Here is a 17,733-nt window from a genome sequence, read left to right as displayed (position 1 = left end):
CCATGGTTTCGATCTCCGATCCAGTCTCCGCAGGATTGATGCTTTGGGCCGGCATCGGTCTTGCCATCGCCGTCGCCTTTCTGCTGTTCGGATTCGACAAGGTCGATCCGGGCGCACGTGATGCCTATGCGGTCCGGCCGCTCCTTATCCCCGGGCTCGTTCTCCTCTGGCCGCTGGTCGTCTGGCGGTGGATCACCCTTTCCAGGGGAGAACCGTAGTATGCAGCGCCGCCACCGTCGCGCTCACACCGTGATCTGGACAGGCATCGCGGTCGTTCTCCCGATCATGCTTGTCGTTATCTTCGCGAGCGTTCCGAAACTGTCGGCCGATGCCCCGGCCGTGCGCCTGGATGCCACTGCAGCACAGGGAGATAGCAACCCGTGAGCCTATCCTACACGCCGGTCATCTGGAACAAGACCAAGATCGTCTATGACGCGGTCATGCTGGCCGGGATCTTCATCTACATCCTCATTTTCCTGCGGCTCGGCCCAGTCATATCCTCTGCGCTGCGGGATACCGACCTGCCGATCCAACGGATGCGTGCCTTCGGGTCGCTGGCCTTGCTGATGCTGACCATCGTCCTCGCAATCGGGCCGCTGGCGCGGATCGATGCCCGTTTCGTTCCGCTCCTCTACAATCGCCGCCATTTTGGCGTGATGACCGCGATCATTGCAGCCACGCACGCCTACTATGTGCTCGGATGGTATTTCTCCTTTAGTCCAACACCACAGCTCACGGCGCTCTTCACCAGCAATACCAGCTTCACGAGCATCGCTGGCTTTCCTTTCGAACTCTTCGGCGTCTTCGCGCTCGTCATTCTGGCGGTCCTTGCGGTAACGAGCCACGATTTCTGGCTTTCCTTCCTGACGCCGCCGGTGTGGAAGGCGATCCACATGAGCGTCTACTTCGCCTACGTTGCGGTCATCCTGCATGTGGCGCTCGGCGCTCTGATCGATCGCCGGGATCTTGCTTTGGCATTTTTGTCGCTCGGCGGATTGGCTACGCTGTGCGTCCTGCACCTTATCGCAGGTCGGCGGGAGACGTCGGCTGACGCGGCTGCGTCGCGAAAGGCCACCGAGGCGCCTTGGGTGATCGTCGGCGATGTCAGCGAGATTGCCGAAGGCAGGGCGATCATCGGGATGGCACCGGGCGGCGAGCGCATTGCCGTCTTCCGTTCAAAGGGTGGTCTTTCAGCCGTATCCAATATCTGCTCGCACCAGAACGGCCCCGTCGGCGAAGGCAAGGTCGTCATCGGCTTTATCACCTGCCCCTGGCATGGCTATCAGTATCGCCCCGAGGACGGTTGTTCGCCGCCGCCGTTCCGCGAGCGGATTCGCAAATATCGCCTTCGCCTGGAGGGCACGAGCATTCTGGTTGATCCGGAACCTTTGCCGCTTGGCACAAAGCTGGTGCCGTTGGCCATCCCCGCCGAGTTGCTTCCCACGGCTGCCGCGCCGAAGAATGGAGGAACGGTTTGATGCTGAAGCCCGTCGAACGCGGATTTTTTGTCGGTTACTTCAAGAAAGTCCCAGCCGATGTCAGGGGGCTGATGATCGGGTTCATCGTGTTCTTCATTGCCGCCATGGCGACGACTTCGGTGTTGCTGTCCCTTAATACCGAAAGCCCAGGCGCGGGCAGTTATGCGGATGAGCTCTCCGGCGAGCATTTGATCGGCACCATGGAGGTAAAGCCCTATCCGATACTGCGCATTCCCGCCAGCGGCACAAAACCCGCGCGCGCTGTCATGCTGGCGGGCTCGGGCAAGTTCGGGGTGGACGACAGGGCGCTGCCACTTGCGGGCAAAACCGCACAGGCTGGTGGCATCTTCGTTAAGCGTGGAGACCTGGTCATGCTGCTGATCGGCGGCGAAGACGACCTGAAAGCAGGCGATCCGCAAATGCCGGCCCTGCCGGTTACGTCCGTGCCGGAGAATCTCGGTCGGTGGCGTTTGACGGGCGAGATCTGTGATGGAAAATGCAGTGCCGGCGCCATGAAGCCGGGGACTGGCCTTGCGCACAAGGCCTGCGCCAATCTGTGTATTTCCGGAGGTGTTCCACCCGTCTTCGTTTCCGCTTCACCCGTGGACGGCCACATCTTCTTTCTTCTCGCTTCCAAGGACGGAGGACCGATGCCGGCGGCCTTGCTTGACAAGACCGGTTTACCGGTGGTGCTCGAAGGCGATATCGAACGCCGCGACGATCTGCTGATTTTCAAGATCGACAGTTTCAGCGAGAAGGCGGGAGCATGACCCGGAATGTCAGAGGATTCTGGCGCCATCTGTTCGGTCTTTTGCTGGCGCTGATTGCTATCATCATGATCATTCTCGCATGGCAGTATGGTCTGGGCTATCTGAGCGGCACCCCGTTCGAGGAGCTGCGCTACGTGATCTTCGGGGTTGCCGTTGTCGGGTTGCTCTCCGCCCTTAACAGCCTGACGCTGAGATTGATGAAGTAGAAAGCAGTCAAAGGTCGAACCGCATGGGTTGAGTTTTAGATCATATGTTCTAAAATGGATTGGCAACAGCCCCTGGGCAGTCGCCCGTTCGATCCATGTTCTGGGAGACAGGATGTATGGCCAGACCCAGAGAATTTGATGAAGAAAAAGTATTGCTGCTGGCTGTGGAGCGGTTTTGGGAACACGGCTACGAGGCAACGTCAATCCGCGATCTGGCCCAGGCAATCGGGCTGACCACCGCAAGCATCTACAATGCCTTTGGCGACAAGCGCGCATTTTATCGCAAAGCGCTCGATTTCTATGTCGAACGGAGCTTCGGCGACCGTGTCGGCCGGTTTGAGACGAAACCGCCGCGTGAGGCGATTGGCGCATTTTTCAACGAAATTATCGACCGGTCGTTGAGTGATACCAAGCGGAAAGGCTGCATGCTGGTCAATTCCGCGCTCGAGGTCGCACCACATGATGATGAGTTTCAGCGGGTGGTGGCTCAAGTCCTGGTGCAGGTTGAGGCTTTCTTCAGGCGCTGCATCGAAAGTGGCCAGAAAGACGGATCCATCAATCGTTGCCAAAATGCATCGGACATGGCCGGCACGTTGCTCGGCACGCTGCTTGGTATTCGTGTGCTTGCGCGCACGCGTCCTGATCGAGACCTTCTGGAAGGTCTTATCCGGCCCATTTTTGCACTGCTGGAACCCCAATCACAGTCAGACAATCTTATCTCACGATCGATGACATGAACGTTCAAATGCTTGCACGCTTTGGCCCGATATCTCACACGCAAAAAAATCTGGCTGGTCTCTGTAACAATTGCACGAGAACCGCCGAAGAAGGATATGTCGGATGAACGATCTGGCGCGTGAGAAGGAATGGGCATCCTGGTTGCGTTCCGCGATTGCGGGCGACAGCCATGCCTATCACAAATTCCTGACGGCCCTCACACCACATTTACGGGTGATGGCGCGGAAGCGTTGTGACCAGTTCGGTGCGCCGGCCAGCGAGGCTGAGGACGTGGTTCAGGAAGTGCTGCTTACTATCCATCTCAAGCGGGGGACCTGGGATCCGTCACGGCCTTTGGGGCCATGGCTATCGGCAATCGTTCGCAACAAGGTGGTCGATAGCCTGCGGCGCCGTGGCAGGCAGTCGGTACCGCTTGAGGACGTCATTGCAACACTCAAAACAGACGAACGCATCGCAGCCTCGGATCGCATCGATATCGAACAGATTCTGGGCAAGCTCAAGGATCCGCAACGAACGATCGTTCAATCGATATCGATTGAAGGGTCGAGTGTTCGGGAAACCGCCCATCGGCTGGAAATGACAGAGGTGGCGGTTCGTGTTTCCCTGCATAGGGCATTGAAGGGGTTGGCTGCTCTTTATTCGGCGCGCGCGACATGAAGACTGACGAATTGATCGACCTGCTCGTGCAGGATACGCCGGTTCGACTGAATCTTGATCATGCCCTGATGCATGCTGCCACAGCCGCCACATTGATCGCCGCCATTTTGTTCTTTGCCGCCATCGGCTTGCGTGCGGACTTCGGCACGGCCATCGAGACCGGCCGCTTCCTGTTCAAATTCGTGATCACAGGATCTCTCGGCTTGACCGGTGGGCTGGTCATGTTCCGGATCGGAAGACCGGGCGTCCCGGTTCGGTTGATGGCATTGGGCTTGACGGTTCCAGCTCTGTTGATAAGTGCAGCGGCAATCTTTGAACTGTTGGTCATGCCGTCGGAGACATGGGCGACGCGCATGATCGGGCACAATTCCAGCCTCTGCCTTACGATTATCCCTTTCTTATCGGTCGGTCCTCTTGCCTGTTTTCTCTACGCGCTTCGATACGCTGCCCCCACCCGACCCGCGGTCGCCGGAGCTGTTGCCGGGCTCGTCGCGGCAGGGATCGCGGCGACATTCTACGCAGCCAATTGCGATGATGACAGCCCGCTCTTTGTAATGTTGTGGTACCCCATCGCCATTTCGATGGTTGCCGGAACCGGTGCTCTGCTTGGCCACAGACTGTTGCGCTGGTAGGTCATGATGGTAAAGCCGACATACTTCGTGGCTGGTGAGAGTGGCCAATGGCAGGTCGAGGCAACGCGCGCCATTGCTGGTAAGGGTCTGGATGTTGCGCCTCGTCTTGGTGTCATGGACACCAATCAGGTCATACTACCCGATTCAGCGGCCTGGGTTCTGCGCGGAACAGCCGGCAGCGCGCGATACACGACCCGTGTCGAGCTCGATCGGCTCGGAGAACGCCAACCTCCGTTGGGCCGCAAAGCGGCATGCCTCGCGGTCTTGATCCCGATCCGCAAGTCGGATCTTTGGTGGTCTCTTGCACAGGACGAGCGCAGGGCCATCATTCAGGAGAGGTCGGCGCATTTTCAGATCGGGATGGACTATTTGCCTGCCGTCGCTAGACGACTCTATCACAGTCGTGATCTTGGCGAGCCTTTTGATTTTCTCACCTGGTTCGAATTCGCGGAGGAAGATGCCCCCCAATTTGATGCCATGCTCCTTCGATTGCGTGCGACTGAAGAATGGCGTTTTGTCGAACGCGAGGTCGAGATCCGCTTGCGGATATGGCAACCTGATTGATGATGCTAAGATAGCCAATCCTGGGTAAGGTTGCGCAACAAAGCGGAACGGTTCTCGTCGAGCCGGCCGCACACGGAGTACTTGAGTGAACACGGAAGACCTGATCAATCTGATATCAGAGGACACACGGCGGCCCGTCAACCTCACGAGGGCGCTTGCTCTGGCGACAGCTGCTGGCGCATTGATGGCGGGATTGGTGTTCTTTTCGGTCCTGGGTGTTCGACCTGATTTTGCTCAAGCCATCTTGACTGTGCGTTTCGCATTCAAGTTCATCGCCACCCTGGCGCTGTTTTTTGTGGCGGCATCGCTGATGGAGAGCCTTATCCGTCCAGGGCACGGCGCAACGGCCGGGCGCTGGTTGTTGCTGCTCGCACCAGCGCTGCTGATCGCCGCCGCCGCCATCGAGATGATTGTCACCCCGGCCGATCTTTGGGGAAGCAGACTGGTTGGCCACAATGCGTTGCATTGCCTGACGGTCATCCCGATCCTTTCGTTAGCGCCGACCGTATTCCTCTTTCTGGTGATGCGCCATGGTGCGCCGGATCACCCCGGTCAGGCTGGGGCAATCGCGGCATTGGCATCCGCCGGTATTGCAGCCACCCTTTACGCCTCCAATTGCCCCGACGACAGTCCGTTGTTCGTCGCAACCTGGTATCCAATCGCCATACTGATTGTGGCCGTTGCGGGGTATTTTGCCGGCCGACGCTTTCTAAGGTGGTAAGCTGCGATTATGCAGTTCGCAAATGCCGGCCCTATCCGTCCGGCGAAAGTCGATGGCGTTCATTATGAACAATCGTCTGGAACAGGGTCGCTGATTGCAAGCCGACAGCTTTGGCTATTCCTGTTCGCGAGAACCATCGTCATCCTTTCAACCCCTGCATTTTACGCGTGGGCACTACCCCCATCCCCCAACCCAGGACGGGAGAGGGTGTATTGATTTTATCCGTTTTGACGGTACTTTGTTGGCGGGCTAGATTCGACCTTCGCCGCCTACGGCACCCCGCGAAATGGTCGATAGATATCGATAGTCCACAGAATTTTTAGTGCGGCAGCTGCGTCGAAAAACGCTGTAAAATCATAAGGCTAACTTTTTGACGTTCCCCTCCACGGTGCATGGAGCGCATGAAATAATTTTCGTCAATAAAAACAAATGCTTGGTGCAGAAAAAATAATAGAGTGGGAGTAGGGATTTAGCGTCGCCTGGCGTGGGAATTCGTATTCTGTCGTTGAAGGTAACGTGTCGTATGCGGACGAACGTTTGGTGCTCATGTTGTTGTCTACTTCAGAGCCGTCCAAATCACCGAAAATTCGCTGGTAGGCGTCGGTAGGCGTCGGTGACGATCTGCTTGTTGTTCGCGCTCGTCGCGAAGCTCCCTGGAAAATGGACAAGTCGTTGGAGCAGGGCCACTTTCGTCCCGCTGCTCCAGATGCGGTGACTTATTTGCCCCAGAACTGGTCCTCTTCTTCCGGATCGGAGGAGAACAGCCAGACTTCGACGATCTTGCCGTCCTGCACGCGCAGCAGATCGATACCGGACTGGTCGACCTTGGCGCCTTCGCGTTGACCCGCGAACTCTATCTCGATGGCAACCAGATCCCCGTTGGCGAGATAACGATGGGCATGGGTGATCGCGAAACTACCACCAGACTTTGCCATCATGGCGCCCATCATGGCACCAAATTCGGCAATGCCGTTCTTGGTGCCCGAGAACTGGTTGTTGCCCGGCTGATGCCAAATGACCTGGGGCGAAAGCAGTTCGCCAAGCGTGGCCTGATCGCCGGTCTGGACGGCTTTGATATAAGCTTTTCCGGTGTCGATAGTGGTCATTTCGGTCTCTCATTTGCAGATGTTAGAACCTGCTGCGAAGTGCCCTTCGCAGCTCATAAGAGTGATAATAATGGGTGGAATGCCATTCTATCGTGGTTCATAGGCGCCGAAATATGATACTTATCGGACATGTCTGACCGGAATTGGCGCAACGCGAATGACAAAGAGCCGAGCGAAGCTGGATCAACTGAATTACCGTCCGAGTGGGCGCGATCTGGATGTTGAGATATTTCATTTTTCGGACTTGCGGCGCCGCGTGAGCTCCGAGCAAATCCTGGCGCTGTACCATTATTCCTTCCACACCCTGATCTGCGTGACCGAAGGTGCGGTGACCCAGGTCGTGGACTTCCAGCCAGTCAATTGCGCGGCTGGATCCCTCCTCGTCTTGAGGCCCGGGCAGGTTCACAGTTTCGGTAGTGATAAAGGTTGGGACGGATGGATGGTCCTGTTCCGCGCAGAATTCCTCCCATCGGAGACGCAGGCGACTGCCGATCTGCTGCCTGTCCTGGGTCTGGATCGGTTACCGGATCACCTATCCCTGATCGCTGCCGATTTCGGCGCTGTAAAGGAGGCGATCGCCAGGATGCAGCAGGACGCCGCGAGCCCTGCCCCGCCCAAGGATATACACGCGCTCCTGCGATACGAACTTTGTGCGCTGCTTCTGCGCCTTGCCATCCTGCAGGATCAGCACATGGGCATTGACGTGGCACAAAGCCCGGGTGTGCAGCGTTATGCCAGGTTTCGCAGGCTAGTCGAACGAAACTATGCCGGCTGGCATCAGGTATCCGCCTATGCGGCAGCTCTAGGCTGTACCGAGAAAAGCCTGACGCGAGCGGCGTTGGAGGCGACCGGGCAAAGCGCCAAAAACGCCATCACGGCGCGCATCGCCTTGGAAGCCAAACGGCTCCTGGTCCATACCAACAGACCTATCTACCTCATTGCAGAGGGCCTCGGTTTCGAGGAGGCAACCAATTTTGCCAAGTTTTTCAGCCGCGAAACCGGTTTCACCCCGATTAAGTTTCGCAAGCAGTACAAGAACTGAACGCCTTAGGGATAGCGCCTTAACCGGCGCGGATAGCTTGGAAATTGATTCCATCCTGCCAAGGGCGCGGCATCATGTCTCGAAACGGCGTTCGTATTCGGCGATTTTCGCTCTAAGTGCCGTCATCCCGGTCTGACAGTACTTTTTTGCAGCTTTGAAATCCAATGAAAGCCGCCCTTCACGAGGCGTTTCCCGCGCGAACTGTACTTTAGCCGGAGCCCTATAAGCCACCCATGATCAGTTTCCCGACCGCCAACTCGCTCGCGAAATAGCCGCTGTATTTGGGCACGCTATCGGGCATGTCCAGCACTCGACGATGATAGAACATGTCGAACCGAACCGGCGGCAGCCGGGCCTCGGGCTCGAAGTTGCTCGCCGGGATGAACATCACCTTGAAAGGCCCGAAGCCGGCAACCTCCACAACGGGCTTGCCGCAGGTCCGGCAGACCCCGCGATTGAAGTTCGGTGGGGGTCGGTATTTCTTGAATGAGATAGTGCCGGCGTTTTTCAGCACGACATCCTTGCCGCGGACGGCGATCACATCCGCAAACGGTTTGCCGTTGAACGCCTGGCAGATCAGGCAGTGGCACCGGAACCTGGCTTTGGGCGAGGCATGCACCTCGAACGAGCAGGCGCCGCATTCGCATGAGCCGCGTAACGGCAACGACGCGTCATTGGTCATGTTCTTGCTCCCGAGCTTGATTTGATGACGGCATGCTGGTCACCGGAGCATCACGTTGAGGATGGTATCGATCGGCTGTCTGAAGGGCGCGCGAATAAGGTTGGAGAGGTTCCAACGCCCCTGCTCGTAGATCCCCTTGGCATGGCTGAGGGTACGGAAGCCTTCGATGCCATGATATGCGCCCATCCCGCTGGTCCCGACGCCGCCGAAAGGCAGGTCATCCTGGGCGATGTGCATGATCGTGCCGTTCACGGTGACGTTGCCGGAGGTCGTTCGGCTCAGCACCTTGCGTCGATCTTCGTCATCCGCACCGAAGTAGTAAAGCGCAAGCGGCCGAGGCCGGGCGTTCACGTATGCGATCGCTTCTTCGACGTCGCGGTAGGGAAAGATCGGCAGGATCGGGCCGAAGATTTCCTCATGAGCGATGCGCATGTCATCTGTGACGCCAAGCACCACGGTTGGCGCCAGCGTGTTGAGGCGAAGGGATGCTTCACCGGGCCGATTGCCGACCTCGATGATCTGCGCTCCTTTGGAGCGGGCGTCGTCGATCAAGCCCTGGAGCCGGGCATAGTGCCGCTCGTTGATGATCGAGGTGTAATGTTCACTCGTCGGACCATCCGCATAGAAGGAAGCCACCTTCCGGTCATATGCCTTGACGAATGCGTCAACCTCGCTTTCGTGGACCAGTGCGTAGTCCGGGGCGATGCAGGTTTGTCCGGCGCTGAGCAGCTTTCCGTAGGCAATTGACGCCGCCGCCTGGTCGAGGGCGTGTCCCTTGGCAACGATGCTCGGCGACTTGCCTCCGAGTTCGAGGGTGACCGGAACGAGGTTGTCGCTTGCGGCTTTCATCACCGATCGCCCTACAGCAGTGCTCCCGGTAAAGACCAAGTGGTCGAACGGCAAAGTCGTGAAGGCAGCCCCCACGGCGGCATCGCCAGTGACGATCGCGAACTGATCTTCGGCGAATACCTCGCCGAGCATTTTTGCGAGCAGCGTATTGGTGACGGGCGTGAACTCCGAGGGCTTCAGCATCACCCGGTTTCCGGCGGCGATAGCAATTGCGACCGGCATCAGCGCGAGGTTTACCGGATAGTTCCACGGCGACATCACGCCGACGACGCCAAGCGGCTGGTATTCGATGCGGGCCTTGCCCATTCGCATGTGCAGAGCAACGTGGCGGCGGGTCGGCGCCATGAATTTGGCAAGGTTGCGGATCATATACTTGGTGCCGTCGGCGACCCCTCCCACCTCCATGATCGCCGTTTCATACTTCGAGCGATGCCCGAAATCGGCATTGATGGCCTCTTCGATCACTTTGCGGTGCCCGATGATCGCGGCCCTGAACCTAGTCAGATCAGCGCGTCGCTGCGCCAGCGACGGTGCGCCCTCATGCAGGAAGGCAGCGCGCTGAGCCGCGAGGAGACTGCCTAGCCGATCGGCGTCGGCGGTATTTACGGTTGCGTTCATGGTCCACTCCAATGTAGACAGGAGAAACTTTCGCTCTTGACGTAGGCGTTTAAGTAACCACTGTCAACAATGTAACCACAAGAAACTTTGAGGCATCATGCAAGACGCTCCCAACCGCCCTTATCACCACGGTGATCTCCGTCGCGCGGTAATCGAGACAGCGTTGGACATGCTTGCCGAGGAGAAGGGCTGGCAGTTCACGCTGCGGGAAGTAGCGCGCCGGGCTGGCGTCAGCCACGCAGCACCCTATAAGCACTTTCCGGACAAAGCGGCGCTGCTTGCAGAACTCGCCATGATCGGCTTCGACCGGCTGCGCGAGACCCTATCGGCAACGAAGTCTGAAGCGCCCAAAACTCTGCACGACGAAATTGCCCCAATATCTCGTGCCTACGTCGCGTTCGGAACGGACAACCCGGCTCTCTACCGCCTGATGTTCAGCGCAGGGGAGGAGAAAGCCGAAGGGGTACATCTCAATGAGCGGTCGCTTGCGGTCTTCGATGTGGCGCTCGAAATCCTTCGGCGTGGCCAGGCCGAAGGAAGCATTCGCAAGCGACCGATAGAAGGTCAGGCAGCAGCTTGGTGGGGGCTCATCCACGGCATCACCATGCTTGCGATCGATGGGCTACTGGTGTCCGAGAAGGTCGGATCGGCCCCCTTGGATGCGGCCCTGGACACGCTGGTGGAAGGGCTGGCAAACCCGGCAACATGACACTGGCTGCGAACGGCGCCCACGGGCCGTCAGGCCACCCAACCTTGTGCGGCCTTCAAATATTCGGCCGCGCGCTGCCCAAAGACGTTAGCGCGCGACCAGTGTTCGGCGCCGATCACACGGCCGCAGATCGATTACTGCTCCTTCTTGAACAAATCCTGGAATATGAGCTGGCCCCAAGTGCGGCCGCGTGCGTGCACCAGCGCGCCACCCTCGTTGAGCTTTCCGAGCTTGACGGGTGCGAACCCGAGCTGTTTGGCCAAATCCGCCACGGGAGCGATCGCGCCCTCGTCGTCGCTCGACAGAAAGACGACCCGGTGCCCGCCCTCGACGATCGGATCGGCAGCCAGGGTGGCCGCAATCAGGTGATTGAAACCTTTCACGAACCTGGCGCCGGTGAACGACTTCGCGACGAAGGCGGAGGACGGGAGGCCGTCCAGCTCTTCAGGGGGAACTCCAAACGCATTCGTCGCGTCGATGATTGTCTTGCCTTCCCAGCTCGGCAGGACTTTCGCAACCTCGCGATGCTCCCCGAACGGGACCGCCAGGATGATTGTGTCGGCCTCGACTGCATCCCGCAGCGGCTTGGCGACGACCGTGGAGCCAATCGCCCGAGCCTGCGGCGCAAACGCCTCGGGCGGACGGCGGCTCGCGACGGCCACCTCGATATTTCTACGAGCGAAGGCACGGGCGAGAGCCTGGCCTACGGCACCGAATCCTATAATTGCGTAGCTCATAATGTTTCTCCTGCGTTGATATTGATTCCCCGCCCTCAACGACGCCGGGTTGCCGTGCGCCGACCTTTGCGTAGACGTCCCGTCGTGAACGACTTCCTAGCGGCCGGACCGACCGTTCAACGCGGAAGTCATTTCACCATGGACACGCTAGTTCCCGCCGATCAGCCGCCTCCCGCGATCCGGTGCGAAATCAGATGGCCGAGAAGCCGCCGTCGACTGACAACTCCAACCCATTCACGAAGCTCGAATCGTCTGAAGCAAGGAACAGCGCGGCCGCCGCAATTTCCTCAGGACGACCCATCGTTCCCCGTGGGATCAAGGATTCGAACATTTGCTTCGCCTCGGCGGTGAGAACCTGGTCCTGCATCGGCGTGGCGATCGGCCCCGGGTGCAGCACGTTCACCCGGATATTCCTGCCCTTGAGTTCGTTGAGCCACCCGCGTGCGAAGGCGTGCAGCGCCGCCTTGCTCGCCGCATACACGCTGTAGCCAGGAAAACCCTTCAGCGAAGCAACTGACCCGGTCATGAAGATCGATCCGCCATCGTTGAACAGCGGCAGCGCCTTCTGAACCGTAAACAGCGTGCCCCGCGTATTCAGGTTGAAGGTCGCATCGAAATGCTGCTCGGTAATCTCGCCCAGGGGGACAGCTTCGCCCGTGCCAGCGCTCGCGTACAGGACGTCGATCTTGCCCTTTTCCCGTTTGACTGTATCGAACAGGCGGTCGAGGTCGTCGAGATTGGACACGTCGCCGCGCACGCCGGTCACGTTCCGGCCGATCAGCTTGACGGCCTCGTCCAGCGCTTCCTGTCTCCGGCCCGTGATGAAAACATAGGCGCCTTCTTCAACGAACCGCTTGGCGCTTGCCAGCGCCATGCCGCTCGATCCACCGGTGATGACTGCAATCTTACCTTCAAGCTTTCCCATGACTTCTCCTTCTAGGCTCTGCCTTTGGTCGTTCGGGGATGCCCCGAGAACCTCCAGATAGGTCCGACGGAGTCAGGCGTTGAGTGCGGAAGCGCGCACATCGGTGGTGCAAAATCGCTCCGGCAGGACGAATGACGCCAACCGCAACCATCGGTGTCCGCCGTTTGAAATCAGACCGCACATGCCCACATAAGCTATGATGACCGCCCGTGCTGCTGTACGACGCGTTGGATACGGGCTTGGGAAGGCGCACCGCGCGGTGCGGGATTGCACCATGATCGACTGGGATGACATTCGCTACTTTCTTGCCGTGGCGCGCGGAGGCTCGGTGCGGGCTGCCGCCGAGGACCTCGGGGTGTATCACTCGACCGTGCTGCGACGCATCGCACAGCTCGAGGAACGCCTCGGGGCGCAGATGTTCGAAAAGTTGCCCTCCGGCTACCGCCTGACGGCTGCGGGCGAAGAAGTCCTCGAACTCGCCAACCAGATGGAAGCGTCGTCGCACCAGCTGGAGACGCGCGTCTTCGGGCGCGACCAGAGCGTGCGCGGGCTTCTGCGGGTGACGCTGGCCCCGACCCTCGCGACACACCTGCTGATGCCGGACTTCGCCGATTTCGCGCGTCTGCATCCGGACATCGAGATGGACATCTTGTCGTCCGGCGAGCTCGCAAATCTGACCAACCGAGAGGCCGACGTGGCGATCCGCGTCGTCTACGACCGCAAAACCCTGCCGGTCAATCTTCACGGCCTGAAGGGACCGGATCTGTTTGGCGGCGTCTACATGTCCCGCGATCGGCTAGCCGCATGGGGTGCGGGCGCACCTGATCCCATCCGGTGGATCGTCATAAGCATTCATGGAATTCCGGATTGGGCCAGCGCGGGTGAGGTTCGCACCACGGGGGTTCCCTTCAGGGTCACGGACGCCGAGGCGCAGATCGCTGCTGTGCGGCAAGGGCTCGGGATCACGACGCTGCCATGTTTCGTCGGAGATGCCGATCCCCACCTGGTGAGGGTGCCGGGCACCGACCTGCACATGTACGGAACGCTCTGGCTTCTCACACACGGGGAGACACGCAAGACGAAGCGCGTGCGGCTCTTCACGGAGTTCGTATCCCGCAGGCTCGCAGCGTACGCTCCGCTTTTGGCGGGGCAAGCCGCGACGGATCGAGAACGATGCGGGCCGGACTAGTTACAGGCTATCCGTCTTCACCCATCTCGGAAAAAAGCCAGTCCCGAAACGCCTTCACCTTGCGCTGCCGGATCGCATCGGGAGGGTAAACAAGATAAAAACTGGATTGGGCCTTCAACGCATGTTCGAACGGGCGGACCAGCCGCCCCGCTGCGAGGTCGCCTTCCACAAGCATCGTCCGGCCAAGCGCGACGCCTTCGCCCTGAACCGCCGCCTCAATCGCGAAGGTGTAGGAATCGAAGGTCAGCCCCCCGTTTGGGTCTAGGCCCGTCACGCCTGCGCTCTCAAGCCAGGCCGCCCAATCGATCGGATAGCCGTCGCGAATAAGGGTGTGATATTTGAGATCCTCGGGTGTCCGCAACGGGTGCTTGCCGGCCATGAGTCGTGGACTGCAAACCGGCGACACATCTTCGCCGGCCAGGAATTCGCTCGTCAGTCCTGAATAGTCGCCTCCGCCATAACGAATGGCGATATCGATCCCATCGCCTGAAAAATTGGTCAGCGTGCCTGTTGTCGAGACACGCACGTCGATCTCGCTGTGTGCCCGATGAAAGCGATAGAGGCGCGGCACGAGCCATTTGCCCGCAAAGCCGCCCGACGTGCTCACAGTCAATGTCGTGTCGGAGCGGCGCGTCGTCGCAATGCTCGTGGCCGCTGCCAGTTGATCGAGCGCTTCGCGCACCGCGCGCGCATAGGGCTCTCCGATCGCCGTCAGCCGGACCGAACGCGTCCCCCGATCGAACAGCGTTACGTCGAGTTGCTGTTCCAGGTTCTTGATCGCCCGGCTGATGGCGCCGTGGGTCACGAAGAGTTCCTCCGCGGCCTTGGTGAAACTCAGATGGCGAGCCGCCGCCTCGAAGGCGGGCAGAGCGGTCAACGGGGGGAGCTTTCTTGGCATGATGACCTGTGAGCGCTGATCACAAATCATGCACTATTAGTCGTTTGTCGTCCAGCAGGGAAAGAAGCAAACTCCTTCTTGTCAACAACGCAAAGGCGACGGCGACCAAGCTGAGAAACGCCACTGAAGAGGATTAAGACCATGAGTGTTACTCACGCATCGCTTGATATTTTTCATGGATCGGCAGCAAGCGAACGCGGGCATCGGCCAATCAATGCGATCGCCGCTTTGATCGGTGCGGCCCGCGATCTGGCCACGCGCCAGGTTCTGGTGATCCGGCATCGAATCGACATGCGGCGTCTCGGCCGCTTTTCGGATCACAGCCTTGAAGACATCGGCTTCGAGCGCGACTGGGACGGAACCGTCGTCCTGCGGCAGCCATAGCCCGCCGACCGCTTCGCCAGCCATCATCGAGGGACAATGATCATGAACATCTACCCCCATCTCTGGTTCAATGGCCAGGCAGAAGAGGCCATGGAATTCTATCGATCCGTGTTCAAGGACTCCAGGCTCCTTGCACGCACCGAACTGCCCAACCCGGAACTGTCGGTGGTGCGGTTCGAGCTCGGCGGCCTGCAGATCGCCGCGCTGAATGCCAACTCGCGCGTGCCGTATAACGAGGCGTTCTCGTTTCTCGTCGAAACAGGCGATCAGGAAGAAACCGACTACTACTGGAATGCTCTGATCGCCGACGGCGGCAAGGAGCAGCCCTGCGGATGGCTGACGGACAAGTTCGGCGTTTACTGGCAAGTCACACCCGCCATCCTGCTGAAGATGATCGCCGACGCGGATAAGGACAAGGCGGAGCGGGTGATGCAGGCCATGTACAGGATGAAGAAGATCATCATCGCGGATCTCGAACGCGCCTACCAGGGTTAGCGACGCCCTCGTCGCGCCCGACTTCACAGCACCACTTCAGATATGGAGGAACCCATGGCGACGCTTATGGGCAAGAGAATTCTCGTCATCGGCGGCAGCTCCGGCATCGGTCTCGGCGTTGCGACTGCGGCTTTGGACAAAGGCGCCGATGTGGTGATCGTTGGCCGGTCGCAGGAGAAGCTGCAAGCAGCCGAACGGGCGCTTGCAGCAGCCGGCAAAATCAGCACTTTCGCAGCCGACATGACCCAGGAGGCAGAGATCGCTCGCCTGTTCGCAGGAATCGGCGGCCTCGATCATCTTGTCTCGACGGCAGGAACGCCCCCGCCCGGCTACCCCATCGGGGACACCGACTTGAATGTCGTTCGCGGCTTCATCGACAACAAGCTGGTGGGCGCGGTCCTGGTGGCCAAGTACGCAGTCCGCACCTTGAAGAAGGGTGGATCGATGACCTTCACGTCGGGCATCAACAAGGACAAGCCGCCGGTTCCCGGCGGATCGGTCGTGGCAGCCATCGCCGGGTCGTTCAGCTATTTCGCGCATGCGCTGTCGCTGGAACTGGCGCCGACAAGGGTCAACGTGGTGTCGCCGGGCTGGGTCGATACACCCATGTTCACCGAACTGGCCGGCGAGAATAAATCCAGCCTTTTCGAGAGCATGGCGACGCGGCTCCCGGTCGGACGGATCGCGAAACCAGCCGATGTGGCGCTGGCCTATGTCTACGCCATGGAGAGCGAGTTCACGACGGGCCAAACGCTGCATATCGACGGCGGCCAGAGCCTAATCTGATCGCTTCCGCGGAGGAGCCATCAGCAAAGCCATTACCGGCGCAGACATCGCACGTCCGGCTGGCCGGAATCCCGATCGCTGCCCGGACCACTCTCTCGGCATTGCTCGGCTTCAGAAAGACAGGGGCTTCAAGCCGATATTCGACGTCGAGCAGGCCGTTCCTGACTATATCGACTGGCTTAGGCGGCACGACCGCTGGGCCCGGAGGCGATCGATCTTCGAAAGGAAACTCCTTCCGGTGTGGCGCAATCACGGCCTGCATCCTGAGTTCTCACCTAACCCGGTAGCGCAGTTTGATGGGCCGGATGCAGCTCCGTATATTCGGGCAGAAGCCAGCTGCCGTCCCTGTCTTCCGGCGAAAATCTGGCGACCAGGTCCGGGATGCGGAACAGTGCGGCCAAGGCCGTCACGGAAAGAAAGACGTTTATCCCAAATCGCGTCTTGGGCATCCCCAGGCGCAGGAGCGATGGGTTTACGTTCTGGATTTCGTTGACGAAGGGCCGTAGCGTTTTGTCGTAGAGCGCAAAGGCTCGCGCGAGATCTCCCGTATTGCGATTGATCTCACCCGCCAAGACATAAGCTCCGACCAGGCTGCCGGATACGCCCATGCCGCTGAACGGGGATGCACAATGCGCGGCATCGCCAACGAGAACCACGCGACCCTTGCACCAGGTGTCTGTGCGGACCTGCACCACTTCCTGAGAGTAGAAATTGGGCGTCGTCATCATGCCCTGGATGAATCGATCGGTCTGCCAGCCGGCGTCCCGGAACCGCTCTATCCAGAATTGCTTTTGCTGATCCAACGGCGCCCTGTGAATGGCCGATGCTTCTTCGGAGCTTTCCCTGAGCACGAAGTAGACTTGCGTTTCCGTCGGATTATGGCTCCGCCGCATGATCATCCGGCCGCCAGGAGCGAGGTATGTATTGCGGATGTTGCCGTCGTCGGCCGGTGTGCGTGGGATGAACCAATAGGCCATGTGGATGCCCATTCGCAGGTAAGGGTCGGCTGCATCCGGCGGCAGGATACCCTTGCGAATGCGCGATCCCTGACCATCCGCTCCGACCAGCAGATCGAAGGTGTCAGAGGTGCCGTCGGAGAAGTGAGCTAGAACTTTCTCGTCGCCCTGCTCGAACCGCTCCACGGTCTTGCCGAAGACGTATTCTACGTCATCCCTGGTCACGTCATGGAGAATGCGCACGACATCGCCGCGCATGATCTCGTATTCGGACGTGAGCGATTGCGCGCCGCGACCGGATGTGTTGGCCAGGATCGTCGCCTTGGCATGACCCTGGGAGTCGACGAACGAGACGCCAGCCTCATCGACAAGATTGCTCCGGATGGCGCCGATAAGCCCCATGCGCTTGGCGGCCTCGATGCCTTGACCGCGCAGGTCCACCTGCGCACCCGTGGCCCTGAGGTTTGAGAACCGCTCGACGATGACGACTTGATGGCCGCTTCGGGTGAGCCAATAGGCCAAGGCCGGACCCGCAATCCCTCCACCGCAGACAAGAATCTTGAGGGAGCGATTTTCAGTTTCAATTTTCAT

The 17,733-nt window shown here is 59.5% G+C and carries 23 protein-coding genes; 16 read left to right on the top strand and 7 right to left on the bottom strand.

Going from position 1 to position 17,733, the window contains the following annotated elements:
- Positions 1-2 precede the first annotated feature (2 nt).
- From ACZ9IU_RS02045 to ACZ9IU_RS02000, 10 genes are all read left to right on the top strand, one after another.
- The gene (locus ACZ9IU_RS02045) at positions 3-218 is read left to right on the top strand and encodes a hypothetical protein (RefSeq protein ID WP_038548428.1); all 216 of its coding nucleotides are present in this window, start codon (positions 3-5) and stop codon (positions 216-218) included.
- A 1-nt stretch (position 219) separates the two neighbouring features.
- Positions 220-384, top strand: a complete 165-nt coding sequence (locus ACZ9IU_RS02040) for a hypothetical protein (RefSeq protein ID WP_173426765.1) — start codon at positions 220-222, stop codon at positions 382-384.
- Complete coding sequence (locus tag ACZ9IU_RS02035) at positions 381-1,478, top strand: Rieske 2Fe-2S domain-containing protein (protein ID WP_038548425.1); 1,098 nt, start codon at positions 381-383, stop codon at positions 1,476-1,478. Before ACZ9IU_RS02040 ends, ACZ9IU_RS02035 begins: the two co-directional genes overlap by 4 nt.
- Positions 1,478-2,248 carry a hypothetical protein gene (locus ACZ9IU_RS02030; protein WP_038548421.1) on the top strand — a complete coding sequence of 257 codons (771 nt, stop codon included), beginning with the start codon at positions 1,478-1,480 and terminating at the stop codon, positions 2,246-2,248. The genes ACZ9IU_RS02035 and ACZ9IU_RS02030 overlap by 1 nt, the downstream gene beginning before the upstream one ends.
- Complete coding sequence (locus tag ACZ9IU_RS02025) at positions 2,245-2,454, top strand: hypothetical protein (protein ID WP_038548417.1); 210 nt, start codon at positions 2,245-2,247, stop codon at positions 2,452-2,454. Before ACZ9IU_RS02030 ends, ACZ9IU_RS02025 begins: the two co-directional genes overlap by 4 nt.
- A 116-nt stretch (positions 2,455-2,570) precedes the next feature.
- The gene (locus ACZ9IU_RS02020) at positions 2,571-3,191 is read left to right on the top strand and encodes a TetR/AcrR family transcriptional regulator (RefSeq protein ID WP_051900003.1); all 621 of its coding nucleotides are present in this window, start codon (positions 2,571-2,573) and stop codon (positions 3,189-3,191) included.
- Positions 3,192-3,294: 103 nt separating this feature from the next.
- A complete protein-coding gene (locus tag ACZ9IU_RS02015; protein ID WP_038548415.1) occupies positions 3,295-3,849 on the top strand; it encodes a sigma-70 family RNA polymerase sigma factor in 555 nt (184 codons plus the stop codon).
- Complete coding sequence (locus ACZ9IU_RS02010) at positions 3,846-4,481, top strand: NrsF family protein (protein ID WP_038548411.1); 636 nt, start codon at positions 3,846-3,848, stop codon at positions 4,479-4,481. The genes ACZ9IU_RS02015 and ACZ9IU_RS02010 overlap by 4 nt, the downstream gene beginning before the upstream one ends.
- Positions 4,482-4,484: 3 nt before the next feature.
- Complete coding sequence (locus tag ACZ9IU_RS02005; protein WP_437179039.1) at positions 4,485-5,045, top strand: chlorite dismutase family protein; 561 nt, start codon at positions 4,485-4,487, stop codon at positions 5,043-5,045.
- An 85-nt stretch (positions 5,046-5,130) separates the two neighbouring features.
- The gene (locus ACZ9IU_RS02000) at positions 5,131-5,766 is read left to right on the top strand and encodes an NrsF family protein (protein WP_038548408.1); all 636 of its coding nucleotides are present in this window, start codon (positions 5,131-5,133) and stop codon (positions 5,764-5,766) included.
- Between the two features lie 716 nt (positions 5,767-6,482).
- Here ACZ9IU_RS02000 and ACZ9IU_RS01995 read toward each other — a convergent pair.
- On the bottom strand, positions 6,483-6,872 hold the full coding sequence (locus ACZ9IU_RS01995) for a nuclear transport factor 2 family protein (protein ID WP_038548405.1): 390 nt from the start codon (positions 6,870-6,872) through the stop codon (positions 6,483-6,485).
- A gap of 157 nt (positions 6,873-7,029) precedes the next feature.
- Between ACZ9IU_RS01995 and ACZ9IU_RS01990 the strand changes: the two genes are divergently transcribed.
- Positions 7,030-7,914 carry an AraC family transcriptional regulator gene (locus ACZ9IU_RS01990; protein ID WP_038548402.1) on the top strand — a complete coding sequence of 295 codons (885 nt, stop codon included), beginning with the start codon at positions 7,030-7,032 and terminating at the stop codon, positions 7,912-7,914.
- A 220-nt stretch (positions 7,915-8,134) separates the two neighbouring features.
- On the opposite strand, the gene ACZ9IU_RS01985 is transcribed toward ACZ9IU_RS01990, so the two are convergent.
- Positions 8,135-8,596 carry a GFA family protein gene (locus ACZ9IU_RS01985; RefSeq protein ID WP_038548399.1) on the bottom strand — a complete coding sequence of 154 codons (462 nt, stop codon included), beginning with the start codon at positions 8,594-8,596 and terminating at the stop codon, positions 8,135-8,137.
- A gap of 39 nt (positions 8,597-8,635) precedes the next feature.
- Complete coding sequence (locus ACZ9IU_RS01980; protein WP_038548396.1) at positions 8,636-10,063, bottom strand: coniferyl aldehyde dehydrogenase; 1,428 nt, start codon at positions 10,061-10,063, stop codon at positions 8,636-8,638.
- Positions 10,064-10,160: 97 nt separating this feature from the next.
- Here ACZ9IU_RS01980 and ACZ9IU_RS01975 point away from each other — a divergent pair, with 97 nt between their 5' ends.
- The gene (locus tag ACZ9IU_RS01975) at positions 10,161-10,772 is read left to right on the top strand and encodes a TetR/AcrR family transcriptional regulator (RefSeq protein WP_038548393.1); all 612 of its coding nucleotides are present in this window, start codon (positions 10,161-10,163) and stop codon (positions 10,770-10,772) included.
- 134 nt (positions 10,773-10,906) lie between these two features.
- On the opposite strand, the gene ACZ9IU_RS01970 is transcribed toward ACZ9IU_RS01975, so the two are convergent.
- Both ACZ9IU_RS01970 and ACZ9IU_RS01965 read right to left on the bottom strand, forming a co-directional pair.
- Positions 10,907-11,509 carry an NADPH-dependent F420 reductase gene (locus tag ACZ9IU_RS01970; protein WP_038548389.1) on the bottom strand — a complete coding sequence of 201 codons (603 nt, stop codon included), beginning with the start codon at positions 11,507-11,509 and terminating at the stop codon, positions 10,907-10,909.
- A gap of 190 nt (positions 11,510-11,699) precedes the next feature.
- Complete coding sequence (locus ACZ9IU_RS01965; RefSeq protein ID WP_038548386.1) at positions 11,700-12,434, bottom strand: SDR family NAD(P)-dependent oxidoreductase; 735 nt, start codon at positions 12,432-12,434, stop codon at positions 11,700-11,702.
- Between the two features lie 274 nt (positions 12,435-12,708).
- On the opposite strand from ACZ9IU_RS01965, the gene ACZ9IU_RS01960 reads away from it, so the two are divergent.
- On the top strand, positions 12,709-13,623 hold the full coding sequence (locus ACZ9IU_RS01960) for a LysR family transcriptional regulator (RefSeq protein WP_038548383.1): 915 nt from the start codon (positions 12,709-12,711) through the stop codon (positions 13,621-13,623).
- A gap of 7 nt (positions 13,624-13,630) precedes the next feature.
- Here the strand turns inward: ACZ9IU_RS01960 and ACZ9IU_RS01955 are convergent, their stop codons facing one another.
- Positions 13,631-14,521 carry a transcriptional regulator GcvA gene (locus ACZ9IU_RS01955; protein ID WP_038549974.1) on the bottom strand — a complete coding sequence of 297 codons (891 nt, stop codon included), beginning with the start codon at positions 14,519-14,521 and terminating at the stop codon, positions 13,631-13,633.
- 141 nt (positions 14,522-14,662) lie between these two features.
- Here ACZ9IU_RS01955 and ACZ9IU_RS01950 point away from each other — a divergent pair, with 141 nt between their 5' ends.
- The 3 genes from ACZ9IU_RS01950 to ACZ9IU_RS01940 are packed head-to-tail and all read left to right on the top strand — an operon-like array spanning position 14,663 to position 16,186.
- Entirely contained in the window at positions 14,663-14,905 is a 243-nt protein-coding gene (locus tag ACZ9IU_RS01950) for a hypothetical protein (RefSeq protein WP_038548380.1), read from the top strand.
- A gap of 42 nt (positions 14,906-14,947) precedes the next feature.
- Entirely contained in the window at positions 14,948-15,400 is a 453-nt protein-coding gene (locus ACZ9IU_RS01945; protein ID WP_038549972.1) for a VOC family protein, read from the top strand.
- A 54-nt stretch (positions 15,401-15,454) separates the two neighbouring features.
- The gene (locus ACZ9IU_RS01940) at positions 15,455-16,186 is read left to right on the top strand and encodes an SDR family oxidoreductase (protein WP_038548377.1); all 732 of its coding nucleotides are present in this window, start codon (positions 15,455-15,457) and stop codon (positions 16,184-16,186) included.
- A gap of 275 nt (positions 16,187-16,461) precedes the next feature.
- Here the strand turns inward: ACZ9IU_RS01940 and ACZ9IU_RS01935 are convergent, their stop codons facing one another.
- On the bottom strand, positions 16,462-17,733 hold the full coding sequence (locus ACZ9IU_RS01935) for an FAD-dependent monooxygenase (protein WP_038548375.1): 1,272 nt from the start codon (positions 17,731-17,733) through the stop codon (positions 16,462-16,464).

It is taken from the genome of Mesorhizobium sp. USDA 4132 (assembly GCF_056279545.1).
The sequence above is the reverse complement of the archived record's forward strand: the minus strand, read 5'-3'. Positions and strand labels throughout refer to the sequence as shown.